Source organism: Humibacillus xanthopallidus (genome assembly GCF_044793955.1).
Lineage (GTDB): Bacteria > Actinomycetota > Actinomycetes > Actinomycetales > Dermatophilaceae > Humibacillus > Humibacillus xanthopallidus_C.
The window spans coordinates 3,190,062-3,209,656 of record NZ_CP084995.1; the positions used below are offsets into that span (position 1 = coordinate 3,190,062).

The following is a 19,595-nucleotide window of genomic DNA, read 5'->3' on the forward strand; positions in this document are numbered from 1 at the left end:
TGCGTGTCGAGCGGTTGGTCGAGGCTCAGAGAGCGTCGACGCCGCGCTCGCCGGTGCGGACCCGCACCACCTCGTCGACCGGGACCGACCAGATCTTGCCGTCGCCGATGCGGCCGGTCTGGGCCGCCTTGAGGATGACCTCGAGGACGTCCGAGCTGTCGACGTCGTCGACGAGCACCTCGAGGCGCACCTTCGGCACGAAGTCGACGGTGTACTCGGCCCCGCGGTAGACCTCGCTGTGGCCGCGCTGGCGGCCGTAGCCGCTGGCCTCGCTGATCGTCATGCCCGCGACGCCGAAGGCCTCCAGGGCCTCCTTCACCTCGTCGAGCTGGTGGGGCTTGATGATGGCGGTGATGAGCTTCATGCGTTGGCTCCTTCGGCCTGCTCGGACGCGACGCGGGGGCGGGGCGCCGAGGTGTTGCGACCGCCGGCGGGGAACCCACCGATGTCGTAGGCGGACTCTGCGTGCTCGGACTGGTCGATGCCCATCTCCTCGTCGTCCTCGGAGATGCGCCATCCCATGGTCGCCTTGAGGGCGAGGCCGATGACGGCGGTCAGGATGCCCGAGACGAGCAGCGCGACGACGGCGATGATGATCTGCAGGAAGAGCTGCTGGAAGCCGTGACCATAGAACAGACCCGAGCTCACCGCGAGCAGGCCGGCGCCGATGGTGCCCCAGAGGCCCGAGACCAGGTGCACACCGACGACGTCGAGGGAGTCGTCGTAGCCGAACTTGTACTTGAGCCCGACGGCGAGAGCCGACAGGGCACCGGCCACCGCACCGAGCAGGAGCGAGCCGGCCGGCGACAGGGCGCCACAGGCAGGGGTGATGGCGACGAGGCCGGCGACGACACCCGAGGCCGCACCGATCGAGGTGGGCTTGCCGTCGCGGATGCGCTCCACGATCAGCCAGCCGAGGATGGCGGCGCAGGTCGCGGCGGTCGTGTTGACCCAGACGCGCGAGGCCAGGCCGTCGGCCGCGAGCTCGGAGCCGGCGTTGAAGCCGAACCAGCCGAACCACAGCAGACCGGCGCCGAGCATGACGAGCGGCACGTTCTGCGGACGCATCGGGATCTTGCCGAATCCGATGCGCTTGCCGACGATGACGGCGAGCACGAGGCCGGCGATGCCGGCGTTGATGTGCACGACCGTGCCACCGGCGAAGTCGATCGGCAGCACGTTGGCGACGCCGTCGGTCGCGCCGAAGATCCGCGCCGACAGGCCGTTCTCGGCTCCGGAGAGCAGGCCGCCGCCCCAGACCATGTGGGAGATCGGGAAGTAGACGACGGTCGCCCAGATGCCGGCGAAGACGAGCCAGGTGCTGAACTTCACGCGGTCGGCGAGCGAGCCGCTGATCAGGGCGACCGTGATGACCGCGAAGGTCAGCTGGAAGCCGGCGAAGATGATCTCGGGGATGTAGACGTCGACGCCGAAGACGTCGATGAGCCGCTCACCGCCGCCGATCAGCTCGCCGATGCCGAAGAGGTGGAAGGGGTTCGCGAAGAGGCCCGCGATGTCGGAGGTGCCGTCCTGCAGGTTCCCGAAGGCCATCGAGTAGCCCCACAGGATGTAGATGACGCCGACGACGGCCATCGCACCGAACGACATCATGATCATGTTGAGGACGGACTTCGAGCGGGTCATGCCGCCGTAGAACAGGGCGAGCCCTGGGGTCATCAGGAGGACCATCGAAGCGGCGACGAGCATGAATGCGGTCGCGGCCTCGTTGATCACTGGTTCTGCCGCGAGGGGCATCAGTGCTGGTGTCATGCGGAGAGTGTCGTGAGGCGCCGTTTCACCGGACCGCACCGATTGTTACGGGCGTGCTAACAACACCGAGGCGGTGTAAGCGGATGGTTTCACGCGCGGAGCAGGTCCGCATGCTGGAGATGACAAAGCGGGCACCCGGTCGGCCGACGGCCGTCTGGGTGCCCGCTGGGCGTCTGCTGTGAGTCCCCTCCCGGGCATCGGCAGAGGCATCTGCGGCGGCGCCTGAGGGGCCGTCCGCGGTGGCCGTCCGCGTCAGGAGATGATCGCGTCGACGAACGCCTCGGGGTCGAAGGGGGCGAGGTCGTCGGGCCCCTCGCCGAGGCCGACGAGCTTGACGGGCACGCCGAGCTGGCGCTGGACCGCGACGACGATGCCGCCCTTGGCGGTGCCGTCGAGCTTGGTCAGCACGATGCCGGTGACGTTGACCGCCTCGGCAAAGACCTTGGCCTGCTGGAGGCCGTTCTGACCGGTCGTCGCGTCGAGCACGAGCAGCACCTCGTCGATCGGGCTCTGCTTCTCGATGACGCGCTTGACCTTGCCGAGCTCGTTCATCAGGTCGACCTTGTTGTGCAGGCGTCCGGCCGTGTCGATGATGACGACGTCGACCTCCTCCTCGATGCCGGCCTTGACGGCGTCGAAGGCGACGGCGGCGGGGTCGGCGCCGTCCTTGTCGGACCGCACCGTCACGACGCCGACGCGCGCCCCCCAGGTCTCGAGCTGGTCGGCGGCTGCCGCGCGGAAGGTGTCGGCGGCGCCGAGCAGCACCTCGCGGTCCTCGGCGACGAGCACGCGGGCGAGCTTGCCGACGGTCGTCGTCTTGCCGGTGCCGTTGACGCCCACGACGAGCACGACGGCGGGCCGGTCGCCCTGACGGCTCGAGGCGATGCGGCGGTCCATCTCGGGCTGGACGAGCCCGAGGAGGTCCTCGCGCAGCCACTCGCGCACGGTGGCCTCGTCGGTCGTGCCGTCGACCTTGACCCGCAGGCGCAGGGACTCGACGAGCTCGGTCGTCGCCTCGACGCCGAGGTCGGACGCGATGAGGGTGTCCTCGACCTCCTCCCACGCCTCCTCGTCGAGCTTGCCGCGAGACAGCAGGGCGAGCAGGCCCTTGCCGAGGGCGCTGTTGGAGCGGGCGAGCCGGGCGCGCAGGCGGGCGAGCCGGCCGCGGGCCGACTCGGGACGCTCGATGACGGGCTCGGGCGGTGCGGTCGGCGCAGGCGCCGTCGGGGGCCCTGCGGTCTCCACCTCGGCCGGTGCCGTCGGCGTCTCGGGCGGGGCGAGGGTGTCGGTGGCCCCGGTCGGCGGCCGGCGGTCGAGGTCCTCACCCGGCAGCTGCGGCTCGGCCGGCGCCTCGCGGTCGAGGGTGCGGGTGTCGCCGCCGCGCCCGCGGGTGAGGTTCACGCCGTAGGCGATGGCCCCCGCGAGGATGACGACCCCGATGATGACGTAGATCCAGACGTTCTCCACGCCGCCCATCCAACCACGCTGGCGCGCGGGTCCCCGCCGGGCGGCATACGGCACCGGTCGGGCCGTGAGGCCGACCCGGACGCGGCTCGACCACCGGCGCGGGCCGGTGGTCGAGAGGTTGGGCAGGCGGTCGGCCCGAGCTCACGGAGTGCGTGCGCGCGTGCCTCGACCGAGGGTGTGGGCCCGCCGCTGGGCGGAACGCGTCACCCTTTCCCCCTTGGTGGTGAGCAGGTCCCGGCCATCGCGGTGCGCAGGCACCGCGACGACGCCGACGACCGCCACACCGAGACCGATGATGACGAGCATCGCAATGACCAGGAGAGCCATGTGACCAGAGTGACGCATGTGACCTGTGTGGCGCAAACGTTTGGAGCAACCCGATCGCGCAGCGCGACGGGGGGTCGAGGGACATACCCGCCCACTCCCCCGCACGTCGGGCGCGCAGAACGCTGAGCACCCCCAGGGGGTATGCCGTCAGGCGGGGCGCTGCTGGTCGGCGACGTCGCGCAGTCGCTGGGACACGACCGTCGTCACACCGTCGCCGCGCATGCTGACACCGTAGAGCGCGTCAGCGATCTCCATCGTCTTCTTCTGGTGCGTGATGACGATGAGCTGCGAGCTGTCGCGCAGCTCCTCGAAGAGGGTGATGAGCCGCCCCAGGTTGGCGTCGTCGAGCGCCGCCTCGACCTCGTCCATGATGTAGAACGGCGAGGGCCGAGCCTTGAAGATCGCGACGAGCAGGGCCACCGCGACGAGCGAGCGCTCGCCACCGGAGAGCAGCGAGAGCCGCTTGATCTTCTTGCCCGGCGGCCGGGCCTCGACCTCGAGGCCGGTCGTCAGCATGTTGCCCGGGTCGGTGAGCACGAGGCGACCCTCGCCGCCGGGGAAGAGCCGCTGGAACACGCGCTCGAACTGCACGGCCGTGTCGGCGAAGGCCTCGGCGAAGACCTTCTCGACGCGCTCGTCGACCTCCTTGACGATGTCGAGCAGGTCGCGCTTGCTGTTGCGCAGGTCCTCGAGCTGCTCGGTGAGGAACTTGTGCCGCTCCTCGAGCGCCGAGAACTCCTCGAGGGCGAGCGGGTTGATGCGGCCCAGGGCGCCGAGCTTGCGCTCGGCCTGTCGCAGCCGCTTCTCCTGCACGTCGCGCACGAACGGCACCGGGGCGGGCTGCTCGGCATCGGGGTCGGCATCGGGGTCGGGCACGAAGGGCACCAGCCGGTCGGGACCGAACTCCTCGACGAGCACGTCGGGCCCGATGCCGAGCTCCTCGACGGCCCGCGCCTCGAGCTGCTCGATGCGCAGGCGCTGCTGGGTGCGGGCGACCTCGTCGCGGTGCACGGAGTCGGTGAGCTCGCGCAGCTCGGCCTGCAGCACGGCGAGGTCGCGGCGCACGACCGCGAGATCGGCGTCGCGCTCGGTGCGGGCAGCCTCACCGGCGGCCCGCACCCGGCCGGCCTCCTCGGCCGAGCGGGAGAGCAGGTCGTGGGCCCAGGTCGCAGCGGTGCGCACGGCCTCGGCGACGGCCGCCTCGCGCCGGCGGCGTGCCTGCTTCTCGGCGAGGCGCTGCCGGGTCTGCTCCTCGTGGCGGGCGCTGCGCTCGAGCGCGTCGGCGCGGTCCTTGAGCGCGCGGGCCCGCTCCTCGCGGGTACGCAGCCCGAGGCGTAGCTCGGTCTCGGTGGTGCGGGCCTCGCGGGCCACCGCGTCGAGGCGGTCGCGCTCGGCAGTCGACGGGTCGGCCTCGATCTCGCCCTCACCGCTCGCCGCCTCGAGCCGTTCGAGCAGAGCTGCGTGCTCGGCCTGGTCGGTCGCGAGGGCTGCGGTCGCGTCGGCGATGGCCTTCTCGGTGCGCTCGACCTCCGACCGGGCAGCGCGCAGGGCCTGGCCGAGCGAGCCGAGCTTCTCGGCGATGGCGGCCATCCGGGCGTCGCTCTCGTTGAGCCGCTCGAGGGTCGCCTCAACGGCCTCGGCCAGCTCGGCGCGGGTCGCCTCGGCTGCGGCGACCCGGAAGCGGGCCTGCTCACCGTCGCGGGTAGCCGCGGCCATCCGGCTCTGGGCGTCCTCGAACGCGGCCTGCAGCTCGATCAGGCTCGGGGCCGTCGTGCTGCCGCCCCGCACGGTGCCCGGGGCATAGACGTCGCCGGCGCGGGTGACGGCGGTGAGGCCGGGGTGTGCCCGGACGAGGCGGACGGCGTCGGCATCGGCGGTCACGAGGGCGACGCGCTCGAGCACCTGCTCCACTGCCGGGCTCACCGAGTCGGGGCACTCGACGACCTCGCGCGCCCACCGGGCACCCTCGGGCAGCGCCGGCCACGAGCCGGGGTCGACAGGAGTGGCCGACTCGGCCACGAGCAGGCTGGCCCGGCCGGAGTCGTCGACGCGCAACGCGTCGAGAGCGGTGGCGGCCGCGTCGAGCGAGCCGACGGCCAGCGCCTCGGCGGCCGACCCGAGGGCGGCGGCGACGGCGTTCTCGAGCCCGGCCTCGACGGTGACGAGGGAGGCGACGGAGCCGAGGATGTCGTGAGCGTCGTCGGAGGCGGCGAGCAGCGCAGCGGCGCCGTCCTTGCGGCGCAGGCTGAGCTCGAGGGCCTCGACCCGGGCGGCGGCCGTCGTGCGGGCTCGCTCGGCAGCTGCCTCGGCCTCTTTCCAGCGGGCGAGCTCGGCCTCGGCGGCGTCGAGCCGCTCGGCAGCCTCCTCGTAGGCGGTGTCGAGACCCTCCTCGCCCTCCTCGTCCTGGGCGACGCTGGCCTCGAGGTGGGCGAACTCGCGCTCGGCCTCGGCGGCCCGTGCCTGGCCTTGCTCGACGGTGGCGCGCAGGCGGCCGATCTCGGCCTCGCGGGCCTCGATGCGCGAGGCCCTGGCCCCGACCTGCCCGCCGAGCTTGGCGAGGCCCTCACGACGGTCGGCGGCGGCCCGGGCGGCCCGGGCCAGGCGCGACGTCTCCTCGGCGTGGCTGCGCTCGGCGGCCGTGCGGGCGAGCACCGCCTCCTCGAGGGCGGCCTTGGCCGCCGCGATCTCGGCGACGAGGGCCTGCTCCTGGTCGCGGACCTGGGCGGACTGCGCCCTCAGCTGCTCGGGGTCGCGTGACTGGCCGGCCGGCTCGGGCTCGTCGTCCTCCGAGAGCAGGCGCACCCGCTCGGCCGCGAGCGAGCGCGTCGCGGCGAGCCGCTCGACGAGGCGTCCGACGGCGACGTAGTCGTCCTGGGCGCGGGTGAGCGCAGGACGGGCCTGCTCGGCGGCCGACTCGAGCTCGGCGAGCCGGGTCGCGAGCTCGGCCATCGCGGCCTCGACCTCGGTCCGGCGCGCGATGAGGGCCGACTCGTCGGCGACCTCCTGCTCGAGGGTGGAGGTGAGCTGCACGAGGTCGTCGGCGAGCAGTCGCAGGCGGGCGTCGCGGGCGTCGGCCTGGATGACGGCGGCGCGGCGGGCGGTCTCGGCCTGGCGACCCAGCGGACCGAGCTGGCGACGGATCTCACCCGTGAGGTCCTGCACGCGGGTGAGGTTGGACTCCATGGTCTCGAGCTTGCGCAGCGCGCGTTCCTTGCGCTTGCGGTGCTTGAGGACGCCGGCCGCCTCCTCGATGAAGCCGCGGCGCTCCTCAGGGGTGGCCCGCAGCACGGCGTCGAGCTGGCCCTGTCCGACGATGACGTGCATCTCGCGGCCGATGCCGCTGTCGCTCAGCAGCTCCTGCACGTCGAGCAGACGGCATGGGGTGCCGTTGATCGAGTAGTCGGAGCCGCCATTGCGAAACATGGTGCGGGCGATCGTCACCTCGGTGTAGTCGATCGGCAGCGCACCGTCGGTGTTGTCGATCGTCAGGGCGACCTCGGCGCGGCCGAGCGGCGCGCGGCCGGAGGTGCCGGCAAAGATGACGTCCTCCATCTTGCCGCCGCGCAGCGACTTCGCGCCCTGCTCCCCCATCACCCACGCGAGCGCGTCGACGACGTTGGACTTGCCGGAGCCGTTGGGGCCCACGATGCAGGTGATGCCCGGCTCGAGCCGCAGGTGGGTCGCCGAGGCGAAGGACTTGAAGCCCTTCAGGGTGAGGCTCTTGACGTACACGGGAGGTGAGGTTCCTTCGTCCTGCGAGCGGCGATCCCGGTCAGCGTACTAGCCGCACCGAGCGCCTCCGGGGAGGTGAGCGCCTGCCGGGCCCCACGGCATACCGTGGAGGGGTGAGCCCGGTGAGCCCCCACGACCCGTATGCCGTGACGTCGCTCGAGCGGCTGCTCGAGGTCTATCCCCAGTCCCCCGCCCCGAACTCCCTCGCCAAGGAGTCGGCGACGATCCTGCCGACGCACGCGCGCGTCATCGCCTCCTCACCCTTCTGCGTCGTCTCGACGGTGGGCGACGGGGGCCTCGACCAGTCGCCGCGGGGCGACCTGCCGGGCTTCGTCACGGTGCGCGACGAGCGCACCCTCGTCGTGCCCGACCGGCGGGGCAACAACCGGCTCGACACGCTGCGCAACATCGTGGCCGACCCGCGGGTCGGGCTGATCTTCCTCGTGCCCGGGGTGGGTGAGGAGCTGCGGGTGCGCGGCACCGCCGTCGTGTCGACCGACCCGGCCGAGCTCGCCCGGCACGAGGTGCGAGGCGCCCTGCCCGCCTCGGTGCTCGTCGTCACTGTCGAGCGTGTCTACTTCCAGTGTGCGCGGGCGATCAAGCGAAGTCGCCTGTGGGACAGCGCCGCCCACGTCGATGCAGGCACCGTGCCGACCGCCGGTCAAATGACGCGGGAGGCCGGTGGCTTCGGCTCCGACGACGAGGCCGCGGCCTACGACCGGGCGCTCGACGCCCGTCAGGACGCCACGCTCTACTAGCGGGCGGCCTACTCCTCGCCCGCGGCGATGCGCTCGTGGTGGTGGATGACCTCGGCGATGATGAACGACAGGAACTTCTCGGCGAAGACGGGGTCGAGCCCGGCCTCGTCAGCCAGCGACCGCAGCCGGGCGACCTGGCGCTCCTCGCGGGCCGGGTCCGCAGCCGGCAGGTGCCGCTCGGCCTTGAGCAGGCCGACCTGCTGGGTGCACTTGAAGCGCTCGGCCAGCAGGTGCACGAGGGCGGCGTCGATGTTGTCGATGCTGCTGCGCAGGCGCGCGAGCTCGGTCGGGATCTCGTCACCGCTCCGGGTCGCGTCGCTCACTCCGTCAGGGTAGGTGGGTCACCGCTCGACGAAGGAGTCGATTCCGTCCCTCGGACCGCCGCGTTGCGCCACGACCTGGGTGACGCGCCCGGGCCGTCGGGTCGTCGACGGCACCTCGGTGAGCAGCTCGTGGAGGCGGTCGACCGCCCCGGCCGGGCCCTGGGCGACGACCTCGACACGGCCGTCGACCGTGTTGCGGGCGTGGCCGACGAGGCCGAGCTCGAGGGCGCGCGCCCGCGTCCACCACCGGAAGCCCACCCCCTGCACGTCACCGTGCACGAAGAAGGTGCCCCGCACCGGGGCGGGCCGCTCCGTCTCGTTCACGTCCATGGGCACCACGGTATGCCGGTGGGTGGGCCGGGCGGGCCGAGTGGGTGCCGCCGTGGAGGCGCCCCCGTGGCGGCGCGTGGTGGCGCGGGACGCGCCGCGCGCCTCCGTCACCTGCGTCCCACCCGTCACTATGCTCACGACAAGCACACCGGGGTTGCACGGGCCTCCTGTCCGACGCCACTCCCCGGCGCCCGAGGAGGGAGCGGCGTGACGACGTCGGCGAGGCCACTGCGGCAGGAGCGTTCGGCTCCCGCCGAGGCGGCGACCGGGTCGGCCCCACGAGGCGACCACCGCTCCCGCGACCGCATCGAGGGTCTCGACGGGCTGCGCGCCCTCGCGATCGTCGGCGTGCTCGTCTATCACCTCGACGCCGCCTGGCTGCCCGGCGGCTTCCTCGGCGTCGACGTCTTCTTCGTCGTCTCGGGCTTCCTCATCACGACGCTCCTCGTGCGCGAGCACCGCCGCACCGGCAGGGTCGCCCTGTCGCAGTTCTGGGTGCGCCGGGCACGGCGCCTGCTGCCCACCCTCGTGCTGTGCGTCGTCACGAGCGTGCTCATCGCCCGGGTCGTCAGCACCGACCTGCTCGTCGACGTCGGCCGGCAGATGGTCGGCGCCCTGACCTTCTCGACCAACTGGCTCGAGATCACGGCGGGGTCGAGCTACTTCGACCAGACCGCACCGCAGCTGTTCATGAACTTCTGGTCGCTGGCGGTCGAGGAGCAGTTCTACCTCCTCTGGCCGCTCATCACGATCGGGCTGCTCGCCCTGTCGAGTCGGCTCCGCGTCGGCGCGGCCGTGGCCATCGGCGGCGGGTCGGCCCTGCTCATGGCCCTGCTCTACGTGCCCGACACCGACGCCACCCGCGTCTACTACGGCACCGACACCCACGTCGTCGGTCTCATGGCGGGCGCCGCGCTGGCGTTCGCGTGGGCCAGCCCTCGTCTGGCCCGCTTCGTCACGCCGTCGCGGTGGGGTCGGTTCGGCACGGTCGCGGGCCCGGTCGCGCTGCTCGTGCTCGTCGCCGAGATGGTCCTGCTCGACGAGCAGCACCCCCTCACCTTCCGTGGGGGCATCGCGCTGGCCTCGCTCGCCACGGCGGTGCTCATCATGGCCGTCATCGACCCTGCCCCGGCTGCCTCCGGGGGGCCCACGACCCTCCAGCGGCTGACCCGGCACTCCGCCGCGACGTGGGTGGGTGCGCGCTCCTACTCGATCTACCTCTGGCACTGGCCCGTCATCCTCCTCGTGGCCCTCGACAACCCGTCGGCGCCGGGCACGCTCTCGCACGTGCTGACGCGCGTGTGGTGCGTCGTGGTCACGCTGGCGCTCGCCGACCTCACCTACCGCTTCGTCGAGGGCCCCTTCCGCACCCTCGGCTTCCGAGGCGTCGGCCGCCGGGTCGGTGCGCGCGTCACGGCCCTGTCGGTGCCCATCCGGCGGGGGGCGGTCGGCGCCGTCGCCGTGCTCGCCATCGTCGTCACGGCGATCATCGTCACCGCACCCGACCAGAGCGAGACGGCCCGGATGCTGGCGGCCAACGAGGCAGCCGGGGTGATCGACGAGCCGAGCGCTGCAGCGACCGGGTCGACGGGCGCGAGCAGTCCGACGCCCGGCACGTCCCCGTCTGCGGTTCCTGCGCCCGCGACCGGTCCGACGACCAAGAACGCGACCTTCACGATGCCGGCCGGCAAGGACATCGACGCCTACGGCGACTCCATGCTGGTCGGCAGCCTCGGCGCGATGCGCTACTACTTCCCCGGCATCCGCATCGACGCGAAGTCCAACCGTCGCTGGTCGGACGCCGTGACCCAGGTGACCGCACGAGGCGACGCCAACCGCCGTGCGGTCGTGCTCGCCTTCGGCACCAACGCCGGGGTCGACACCGACGGCGTCGCCAAGGTGCTGGACGCGCTCGGCCCCAACCGGATGGTCGTGCTCGTCAACGTCATGGGTCCGTTCAGCCGCATCGACAAGGACAACGCAAAGCTCGAGGCCATCGCCCGCGGACGCAGCAACGTCGCCATCGCCGACTGGGCCTCGGCCGTGCGGGCCCACCCGGAGCAGGTGCAGTCCGACCGGGTCCACCCCACCATCAAGGGCGCCCACCTCTTCTCGAAGTCGGTCCGCGACGCGCTCGCCGAGGTCTCCGAGCGCAACACCGGCACCAAGGTCGTGCTCAAGGAACTCCCGATCCCGTGACGCCCGTCCCGTGACCGCCGAACCCCCCGGGCCGGACACATCGAGCCGACCGGTCATCGGCATCGTCTCGCCCGGCGCGATGGGCTCCGCCCTGGGCCAGGCCTGGGCGGCCGGTGGAGCCGGTCTCGACGAGGGTGTCGCGCGCGACAGGGTGGGTCCGGGCGACGATGTGGCCCCAGGCGACGGTGCGCGCGTGGTCACGACCGTCGCCGGGCGGAGTGCGCGCACGGTGGCGCTCGCCAACGGCCTCGAGCTGCTCCCCGACCTCGCCGCGGTGGTCGCCGCCAGCGACGTGGTCGTCAGCATCTGCCCGCCCGCGGCCGCCGACGAGGTGCTCGACGCCATCCTTGCCACTGCGGTCGCGACCAGCTCACACCCGCTCCTGCTCGAGGCCAACGCCGTGGCACCCGGTCAGGTGCGAGCGATGGCCCAGCGGGCGGCATACCTGGGGCTCGACCTCGTCGACGGCTCCGTCAGCGGTGGGCCGCCCACGCCCGACGGCGACACCATGCTCTACCTGTCAGGCGCGCGCGCCGAGGACGTGGCCCGGCTGGGCGCGCGTGGGCTGAGGCGCCGCGTCGTCGGCGACGAGCCGGGCCAGGCGTCCGGGGTCAAGATGTGCACGGCCTCGATCTACAAGGGCTCGACGGCGCTCTGGGCCCAGGCGCTGCAGACCGCGGATGCGCTCGGGGTGCTCGGCCCGGTGCTCGACGACCTCGAGGAGGAGTTCCCCGCTCAGGTCGCGAGTGCCGGACGCCGGATCGCCGTTGCGACCGCCAAGAGCGCCCGGTTCGTCGCCGAGATGGACAACATCGCGCAGACCCAGGGCGAGGCCGGGGCATCGGCAGAGCTCTTCGAGGGCATGGCGGCCGTCTATCGCCGCCTGTCGGCCACTCCGCTCGCCGCCGTGACGCCCGAGGAGGCCGCCGCCCTGACCGACCTGCGCGACGTCCTCACCCGACTCCGCGCAGCAGGCCCCTGAGAGACCCTGAGCTCGATCAACTGGTCGATCAACTCGTCGTCGTGGTTGCTCGAGCAGCCACCCACCCCAGTTGATCCACCAGTTGATCAGGCACAGAGGCCGGGGCGCGCGGCCGGGTCGGTCAGGGGGTGACGACGACCTCGTCGCCGACGGCGATCGAGGCACCGGCGGCGAGGGGCAGCACCGGCGTGAGGCGGATCCCGAACCACGTCGCTCCGTCCCACCGGCGGTGTCGCGCAAGGGTGCGGATCGGCTCCTTGCTCGTCGTCAGCGAGCCGCGGTCGATCGTCGTCATGACGCACCGGTCGCACACCATCGTGGCCCGGAAGGGCACGTCGCCGATGCGGGCCCCGACCCAGCCGTCCTCGGCGAAGGGCTCACTACCGGTGACGACGACGTTGGGCCGGAAGCGGTCGTGCCCGAGCGGGTCGGCCGGCTCCTCGCCCCGCTCCAGGGCCGTCTCGAGCACCCAGTCGTTGAGCCGCGCGAGCGAGGTCTCCGACGTGACGTGCAGTGGCGCGGCGTCGGAGAAGGAGTTGCGGTCGCCCTCGGCGCCACCCATATCGGGCCGGATCGGGCGGTGCGCGTCGTCGTCCTGCCACACGAGCCGCAGCGGCCGGCCCACCTGCGCGGTCAGCCAGCCATCGGCCTCGGCTCCGGCGGGCCGGGCGGTGTCCTGACCGGAGAACCGCACCGGCACCGGCGACGCCGCCCGCGGAGGCGCCACCTCGAGCGGAGCGGTCCCGGACGCGAGCAGGCGCACTCCCCCGCCGTCGAGCGGCTCGGCGCGCAGCCCCAGCAGCGCGTGCGCCTCCCTGGCCGTCACCTTCGCGCCGTCCGGGTCGACGACGGCCCAGCGGCGGTCGCCCCTCAGGCCCTGGGCCTCGACGGCGGCCTCGTCGACAGAGACGCCGCCCAGCGACTTGACCGGGTAGGCCGTCAGCGCCGTGACGCTCACGGTCGCAGCGGTCACCGGGTCACTCCGCGAGCCACGCGGCATACGCGTCGAAGGTGTAGGGCCGGCCGAGGAAGTCCTCGACGAGGTCGGCGGCGTCGCGCCGACCGCCCTGCGCGAGGATCGTGTCCCGGTAGGCGCCGGCGACCTCCGGGTCGAAGAGGTCGTCACGGTCGAAGGCCGAGAAGAGGTCCTTGGCGATGACGAGCGACCACATGTACGTGTAGTAGGCCGAGCTGTAGCCGTCGAGGTGCCCGAAGTGGCACTGCATGTGGGTGCCCTCGAGGTAGGGGAAGACGGAGTAGCGCCCCATCAGCTCGCGCAACCGGCCCGTGAGGTCATCGGTGGGGTTGACGTGGAAGTCGTAGGACAGCGCGGCGTAGAACATCTGGGTGCGCGCGTCGTAGCCCTTGCCGAAGTCGTCGGCGCGCCGCATCGCCTCGACGAGGTCGGCCGGGATGGTCTCACCGTCGGCGTTGCGCGCGAACGTCGCGAGGACCTCGGGGTCCCACGCCCACTCCTCGAGCATCTGGCTCGGCGCCTCGACGAAGTCCCACTCCGTGGCCACGCCCGAGAAGCGCACCCATTCAGTGCGCCCGGCGAGGACGTGGTGCACGAGGTGCCCGAACTCGTGGAAGAGGGTGACGACCTCGTCGTGCTCGAGCAGGCCGCGGTTGAAGTTGCAGACGAGCACGCCCTCGGCGAGCTGGACGTCGGCCACGCCGCGGGCCAGGTCGAACTGCGCGGCGTGCTTGTACTTGCCGTCGCGGGGGTGCAGGTCGAGGTGGATGCGCCCGATGCGCTCGCCGTCGAACGACACGTCGTAGGTGGCCACCTCGGCGTGCCAGGTGCGGGCCTCCTCGGCCGGCACCGGCACCCACTCGAGCCCGAAGAGCCGCCCGGTGACATCGAGCAGACCCTGGCGCACGGCCTCGAAGGAGAAGTAGGTGCGCACCCGCTGGGCGTCGACCGCGAGCTGCTCCTTGCGGACGAGCTCGGCGTAGTAGGACGCGTCGGCGCCGTCGATGTCGGTGGCGTCGGGACGGTCCTGCCGGAGCCGGTCGAGCAGCACGGCCTTGTCGCGCTCGGCGCTGGTGGTCGACAGCTCGGTGATGCGGTCGATGAACTCGCCGATCGCCGGGCCGCTGCCGATCATCTTGACCTCGGCGTCGTAGTCGGCCCACGACGCGTAGCCGAGCAGCGCGGCGTGCTCGCGGCGCACCGCGAAGATCTCCTGCAGCACGCGGTCGTTGGCGGGCCACGCGATCGTGAGGAACTGCGTCACGAGGTCGCGGCGAGCCTGCGCGTCGTGCGCGAAGGTGCGGAACGGCACGACGTCGGGGTAGTCGGTCGTGACCGTCACGAGGCCGTCGTCACCGACCGGGTGAGCCGCGACCCAGTCGTCGGGCATGCCGGCCAGCTGCTCGGGTCGGACGCGGATGCTCCGCACGTCCTCACGGATGTTCTTGCTGAACTCCTGGCTGAGCAGCACCGCCTGCTCGGAGAGCTCGCGCAGCCGCGCGCGTGTCGCCTCGTCGCGGTCGACGCCGGAGCGCCGGAAGTCGCGCAGGGTGCGCTCGAGCACGCGGGTGGCATCAGCGTCGAGGCCACTGCCGTCGACGGCGGCGAGCACGGCATACAGCTCGGTGTCGAGGCCGAGGTCGGTGTCGAGCTTCTGCACGTCCTGGGCGACCTTCTCGGCGCGCTCGCGCACGGTCTTGTCGGGGTGCACCTCGGAGAAGAGCGAGCCGACCGACGACGCGTTGGACAGCGCGAGTTGCGCGTCGTTCCAGAGCCGCAGCACCTCGAGCGCCTCACGGGGCGGGTCGCTCTTGAGTCGGTCGACGAGCGCGCGTGCGCGCGCGATCTGCTCGCGCCCCCGCTCGGTGACCCAGTCGAGCCAGGTGTCGGTCGCGGGCAGCGGCAGCGAGGTGGGTGTCGTCGTCACAGACGGCACTGTATGCCGACCCACGGGAGCTCACGGCCGAAGGCGGCCTGCGCCCCCGTGTCCCCCCGAAAAACCACCCACGGGAGCTCACGGCCGAAGGCGGCCTGCGCCCCCGTGCACCCCCGAAAACCACCCACCCACGGGAGCTCACGGCCGAAGGCGGCCTGCGCCCCCGTGCACCCCCGAAAACCACCCACCCATGGGAGCTCACGGCCGAAGGCGGCCTGCGCCCCCGTGCACCCCCGAAAACCACCCACCCACGGGAGCTCACGGCCGAAGGCGGCCTGCCTCCCCGTGTCCCCCGACAACCCGTGTGGTTGCCTTCCGCTCGTCCCAGAGGCTCATCGAGCGCGTGAAGATGCCCTCGAGGTCCTCGGCCGTCACGGCCCTGGGGCTCGTCGCGAGCAGGCGCTGCTGGGCCAGGGCGCCCTCGACGAGACCGTCGACGTCGCGCTCGTCGTAGCCGACGGCATACAGGCCGTTCGGCAGGCCGATGTCGCGCATGAGGTCGAGCAGAACACCGGGCAGCACGTCACGCGGCTCTGACTCCCAGCGCGGCCCGAGGGCTGGGTCGAGCAGCCGAGCCGCCGCGAGGTGGCGCTCGGGCGCCGCGTGGAAGGTCCATCGGAACGCCTCCGGCGCCGTCAACGCCACGGCCATGCCGTGCGGCACCATCGGCTCCTCGCTGGGGTAGCCGTCAGGGTGGAAGCCGCGCACCCGGCCCGCGATCGGGTAGGCGTTGGCGTGCGGCACGTGGACACCGGCGTTGCCGAAGCCGAGGCCGGCGAAGGTGGCGGCCAGCGCCATCTCGCCCCGGGCGGCCTCGTCGGAGCCGTCACGGACCGCTGTGCGGAAAGCCTTGGCCAACAACGACATCGAGCGCTCTGACCACATGTCGGAGATCGGGTTGCTGCCGCAGTAGGGCACCCGCTGCTCCGGCGTCTTGCGCTCGTAGCTCGTGTAGGGGCGAGCCGTCCAGCTCTCGAGCGCGTGGCAGAGGATGTCCATGCCGGCGCTCGCCGTGACCCCGGCGGGCTGTGTCGCCGTGAGGTCAGGATCGACGACGGCCAGGGCCGGGCGCAGCCGCACGTGGCTGATGCCCGTCTTGACCTTGAGGGCGAGCACGTCGAGGACGCAGATCGTCGTGCTCTCGGCTCCCGTGCCCGTCGTCGTCGGCACGGCGACGAGCGGGAGGAGCGGCCGCCGCGGCGGCCGCCCCGCCCCCACCGGAGCGTTGACGTAGTCCATGAGGTCGCCGCCGTTGCTGAGGATGAGGTCGACCGCCTTGGCCGTGTCGATCGCCGAGCCGCCGCCCACCGCGACGACGGCATCGAAGGGGCCGTCGGAGCGGGCCCGCTCGATCGCTGCCTCGAGGCTCTTGTCGGTCGGCTCGACGTGCGCCGAGTCGTGCACGACCGCCACCAGACCGGCACGCTGCACGGCCTCTGCCACCCGTGCCGGCGCTCCGGTCGCGAGCACGCCGGCATCGGTGATGACGAGGACCCGGGTCGCGCCGAGCGCTGCGACGTCGTGGCCGATCTCGTCGACTGCCCCGCTGCCGAACTTGAGCGCCGGGGCACCGTAGGTGAAGACCGACTCGGGCTGCGCTGGCGACGAGGTCATGGGCCGATTGTGGCAGTCGGCACCGTACCGCCGCCTACGCTGGACCGATGACACCGTCGCCCCGACCGACCCTCGTCGTCGGCGCGGGTCAGGCCGGCATCTCACTCGTCGCGGAGCTGCGCGAGCTCGGCGACGACCGTCCGATCGTCCTCGTCGGCGACGAGCCCGAGGCACCGTACGAGCGCCCACCCCTGTCCAAGACCTACCTGCGCGGCGAGCACGACCGGGCCTCCCTCACCCTGCGCGACGCGGCCTGGTGCACTGCGCACGACATCGAGCTCGTCACCGCCGACGCCGTCGTGGCGATCGAGCGTGACGCCTCGGGCGGCCGGGCAGTCACGGCTTCGGGGCGCGAGCTCGCCTTCGACCGGCTCGCGCTGACGACGGGCGCGACCGAGGCCCGTCTGCCCGTCGACGGCACCGAGCTGGGCCGGGTGCTCACCCTGCGCACCGTCGCGGACGCCGACGTGCTGGCCACCGCGCTGCGCGACAGCCGCGACGTCGTCGTCGTCGGTGGCGGCTTCATCGGTCTCGAGGTGGCGGCCAGCGCCCGGGCCCTCGGCGCCACCGTGACCGTCGTCGAGGCAGCCGACCGGCTCCTCGCCCGCTCCGTGACGCCGGTGCTCTCGGACTTCTACCTCTGGGCGCACGAGCGTCGAGGCACCACTGTGCTGCTCAACACCCAGGCGGTGCGCATCCACGGCACCGGCGACCACGCCGAGGCCGTCGTGCTCGACGACGGACGCGAGCTGTCGACCGACCTCGTCGTCATCGGCGTCGGAGCACTCCCCCGCACCGACCTGGCGACTGCGCTCGGGCTCGAGGTCGACCCCCGCGGCATCGTCGTCGACCGCAGGACCCTGACCTCAGACGGAGTCACCGTCGCCGCCGGGGACTGCACCCTCGGCCCCAACCCCTATGCCCGCGGGCTCAGCGGCCCGCTACGTCTCGAGAGCGTGGCGCACGCGACCGACCAGGCGCGGGTGGCAGCGGCGACCCTCCTCGGCCACGAGACGGCATACGTCTCGGTGCCGTGGTTCTGGAGCGACCAGGGCGACCTGCGACTGCAGATCGCCGGGCTCCCCCACAGCGCGGACCAGCTCGTCGTGCGAGGCGAACTCGGCTCGGAGTCCTTCTCGCTGCTCTCCTACCGCGCGGGCCTGCTCATCGCCATCGAGGCGATCGGTGCGAGCGCCGACTACGTCGTCGTGAAGCGGGCCCTGGAGCGGGGTATGACGATCCCGGCCGACGTCGCAGCGGACCCGACGGTCCCTCTGCGTCGGGGGTTGAAGACCGTCGACGCACGCACGAGCGACACCATTCAGGACCGACCCGAGACCGGCTCCTCGTCCTGACATGCGGACCGGCGGAGGCGACGCTAGCGTGAGGCGTCGCCCACCGAAGGGACTGATCGCATGCCCGTTCTGTCACAGTTGCCGACGGCAACGCTGATCGACGCCAACCCTGTCGACTACCTCATCATCGCGCTCTACTTCGCGTTCGTGCTCGGCATCGGATTCATGGCCCGTCGCGCCGTCTCCGACTCGCTGGACTTCTTCCTGTCGGGCCGGTCGTTGCCCGCGTGGGTGACCGGGCTGGCGTTCATCTCGGCCAACCTGGGCGCCGTCGAGATCATGGGCATGTCGGCCAACGGCGCCGAGTTCGGCATCGCCACCGTGCACTACTTCTGGGTGGGCGCGATCCCGGCCATGCTCTTCCTCGGCGTGGTCATGATGCCCTTCTACTACGGCTCGAAGGTGCGCTCGGTCCCGGAGTTCATGTTCCGCCGCTTCGGCACCGGGGCGCACCTCGTCAACGCGATCAGCTTCGCCGTCGCGCAGCTGCTCATCGCGGGCGTCAACCTCTACCTGCTGGGGTCCATCGTCCACGCCCTGCTCGGCTGGCCCCTGTGGGTGGCGCTCATCGTGGCGGCCATCATCGTGCTGTCCTACATCACCTTGGGTGGCCTCTCGGCGGCGATCTACAACGAGGTGCTGCAGTTCTTCGTCATCGTCGCCGCACTGCTGCCGCTCACCCTCATCGGCCTGCACCGGGTGGGCGGCTACGAGGGCCTCACGCAGAAGATCACCGAGTTCGCCAACACGGCCCCGGCGAGCGCCGAGGTCCCGCCCGCCGAGTGGCAGCTCAACAGCTGGCCCGGGCAGGCGCTCACGGGCTTCGAGTCACCCTTCTGGTCGGTCGTCGGCATCGTCTTCGGCCTCGGCTTCGTGCTCTCCTTCGGCTACTGGACGACGAACTTCGTCGAGGTGCAGCGCGCCATGGCGAGCAACTCGATGTCGGCCGCGCGCAAGACGCCGATCATCGGGTCCTTCCCCAAGATGTTCGTGCCCTTCATCGTCATCCTCCCCGGCATGATCGCGGCGGTGCTCGTGCAGGAGATCGGCGAGCTCAAGGCCGGTGGCACCCCTGCCGGCGGGGCCTCGGGCGAGGGCGTCGCCTACAACGACTCGCTGCTGCTGCTGATGCGCGACATCCTGCCCAATGGCCTGCTCGGCCTGGCGATCGCAGGCCTGCTGGCCGCCTTCATGGCCGGCATGGCCGCCAACATCTCGGCCTTCAACACGGTCTTCAGCTACGACCTGTGGCAGCGCTACATCCGTAAGGACCACAGCGACGACTACTACCTGCGCATCGGCCGCCTCGCGACCGTCGGCGCGACCTTCCTCGCGATCTTCACCGCGATCGTCGCCAGCTCCTTCAGCAACGTCATGGACTACCTCCAGACGCTGTTCGGCTTCTTCAACGCCCCGCTCTTCGCCACCTTCATCCTCGGCATGTTCTGGAAGCGGATGACCGCGACCGCCGGCTGGGTCGGCCTCTCGGCCGGCACGCTGTCGGCGGTGCTCGTCGCCTTCCTCAGCGAGGACGCCTTCGGGGAGGCGAGCCTCGGAGTCATCCCGCTCAGCGGCCAAGGGGCAGCCTTCGTCGCGGCGTCGGCAGCGTTCGTCGTCGACATCGTGCTCTCGATCATCGTGTCGCTCGTGACCGAGCCGAAGCCCGAGGGCTCGCTCCGCGGTCTCGTCTACTCCGAGACACCCAGAGAGGAGCTCGTCGACCCGGAGGAGGCCAAGCAGCCGTGGTTCCGGCGTACGCTCCCTCTCGCCGGCATCTCGCTCGCCATGGTCATCGCCCTCAACTTCCTGGTCTAAGGAGCCCGATC

Annotated in this window: 15 protein-coding genes; 5 read left to right on the plus strand and 10 right to left on the minus strand. The window is 72.1% G+C overall.

Annotated elements, in window-relative coordinates:
- Positions 1–25 precede the first annotated feature (25 nt).
- From LG278_RS14255 to smc, 5 genes are all read right to left on the minus strand, one after another.
- Positions 26–364 (minus strand): P-II family nitrogen regulator, encoded by a 339-nt coding sequence (locus tag LG278_RS14255; protein WP_141819194.1) that lies wholly within the window; start codon positions 362–364, stop codon positions 26–28.
- Positions 361–1,770, minus strand: a complete 1,410-nt coding sequence (locus LG278_RS14260) for an ammonium transporter (RefSeq protein ID WP_404387877.1) — start codon at positions 1,768–1,770, stop codon at positions 361–363. Before LG278_RS14260 ends, LG278_RS14255 begins: the two co-directional genes overlap by 4 nt.
- 252 nt (positions 1,771–2,022) lie before the next feature.
- Positions 2,023–3,246 carry a signal recognition particle-docking protein FtsY gene (gene ftsY / locus LG278_RS14265; RefSeq protein ID WP_404387879.1) on the minus strand — a complete coding sequence of 408 codons (1,224 nt, stop codon included), beginning with the start codon at positions 3,244–3,246 and terminating at the stop codon, positions 2,023–2,025.
- Positions 3,247–3,378: 132 nt separating this feature from the next.
- Positions 3,379–3,564, minus strand: coding sequence for a hypothetical protein (locus LG278_RS14270; protein ID WP_404387881.1), 186 nt, complete (start codon positions 3,562–3,564; stop codon positions 3,379–3,381).
- Between the two features lie 147 nt (positions 3,565–3,711).
- On the minus strand, positions 3,712–7,296 hold the full coding sequence (gene smc / locus LG278_RS14275) for a chromosome segregation protein SMC (protein WP_404387883.1): 3,585 nt from the start codon (positions 7,294–7,296) through the stop codon (positions 3,712–3,714).
- Positions 7,297–7,409: 113 nt separating this feature from the next.
- Here smc and LG278_RS14280 point away from each other — a divergent pair, with 113 nt between their 5' ends.
- A complete protein-coding gene (locus LG278_RS14280) occupies positions 7,410–8,054 on the plus strand; it encodes an MSMEG_1061 family FMN-dependent PPOX-type flavoprotein (RefSeq protein ID WP_404387885.1) in 645 nt (214 codons plus the stop codon).
- Positions 8,055–8,062: 8 nt separating this feature from the next.
- Here the strand turns inward: LG278_RS14280 and LG278_RS14285 are convergent, their stop codons facing one another.
- Both LG278_RS14285 and LG278_RS14290 read right to left on the minus strand, forming a co-directional pair.
- Positions 8,063–8,377, minus strand: coding sequence for a chorismate mutase (locus LG278_RS14285; protein WP_404387887.1), 315 nt, complete (start codon positions 8,375–8,377; stop codon positions 8,063–8,065).
- Between the two features lie 18 nt (positions 8,378–8,395).
- Positions 8,396–8,707, minus strand: a complete 312-nt coding sequence (locus LG278_RS14290; protein WP_404387889.1) for an acylphosphatase — start codon at positions 8,705–8,707, stop codon at positions 8,396–8,398.
- A gap of 207 nt (positions 8,708–8,914) precedes the next feature.
- On the opposite strand from LG278_RS14290, the gene LG278_RS14295 reads away from it, so the two are divergent.
- Together LG278_RS14295 and LG278_RS14300 are read left to right on the plus strand one after the other, a co-directional pair.
- Positions 8,915–10,906 (plus strand): acyltransferase family protein, encoded by a 1,992-nt coding sequence (locus LG278_RS14295; protein WP_404387891.1) that lies wholly within the window; start codon positions 8,915–8,917, stop codon positions 10,904–10,906.
- A gap of 10 nt (positions 10,907–10,916) precedes the next feature.
- The gene (locus LG278_RS14300) at positions 10,917–11,888 is read left to right on the plus strand and encodes a DUF1932 domain-containing protein (RefSeq protein WP_404387893.1); all 972 of its coding nucleotides are present in this window, start codon (positions 10,917–10,919) and stop codon (positions 11,886–11,888) included.
- A gap of 121 nt (positions 11,889–12,009) precedes the next feature.
- On the opposite strand, the gene LG278_RS14305 is transcribed toward LG278_RS14300, so the two are convergent.
- The 3 genes from LG278_RS14305 to LG278_RS14315 form a co-directional block, all read right to left on the minus strand.
- Positions 12,010–12,861 carry an MOSC domain-containing protein gene (locus tag LG278_RS14305; protein ID WP_404387895.1) on the minus strand — a complete coding sequence of 284 codons (852 nt, stop codon included), beginning with the start codon at positions 12,859–12,861 and terminating at the stop codon, positions 12,010–12,012.
- A 4-nt stretch (positions 12,862–12,865) separates the two neighbouring features.
- The gene (locus LG278_RS14310; protein ID WP_404387897.1) at positions 12,866–14,791 is read right to left on the minus strand and encodes a M3 family metallopeptidase; all 1,926 of its coding nucleotides are present in this window, start codon (positions 14,789–14,791) and stop codon (positions 12,866–12,868) included.
- Positions 14,792–15,058: 267 nt separating this feature from the next.
- The gene (locus tag LG278_RS14315) at positions 15,059–16,414 is read right to left on the minus strand and encodes a hydroxyacid-oxoacid transhydrogenase (protein ID WP_404387899.1); all 1,356 of its coding nucleotides are present in this window, start codon (positions 16,412–16,414) and stop codon (positions 15,059–15,061) included.
- A 47-nt stretch (positions 16,415–16,461) separates the two neighbouring features.
- Between LG278_RS14315 and LG278_RS14320 the strand changes: the two genes are divergently transcribed.
- Together LG278_RS14320 and LG278_RS14325 are read left to right on the plus strand one after the other, a co-directional pair.
- Complete coding sequence (locus LG278_RS14320; RefSeq protein WP_404387900.1) at positions 16,462–17,769, plus strand: NAD(P)/FAD-dependent oxidoreductase; 1,308 nt, start codon at positions 16,462–16,464, stop codon at positions 17,767–17,769.
- 60 nt (positions 17,770–17,829) lie between these two features.
- Positions 17,830–19,584 carry a sodium:solute symporter family protein gene (locus LG278_RS14325; RefSeq protein ID WP_404387902.1) on the plus strand — a complete coding sequence of 585 codons (1,755 nt, stop codon included), beginning with the start codon at positions 17,830–17,832 and terminating at the stop codon, positions 19,582–19,584.
- The last annotated feature ends 11 nt before the right edge of the window (positions 19,585–19,595 follow it).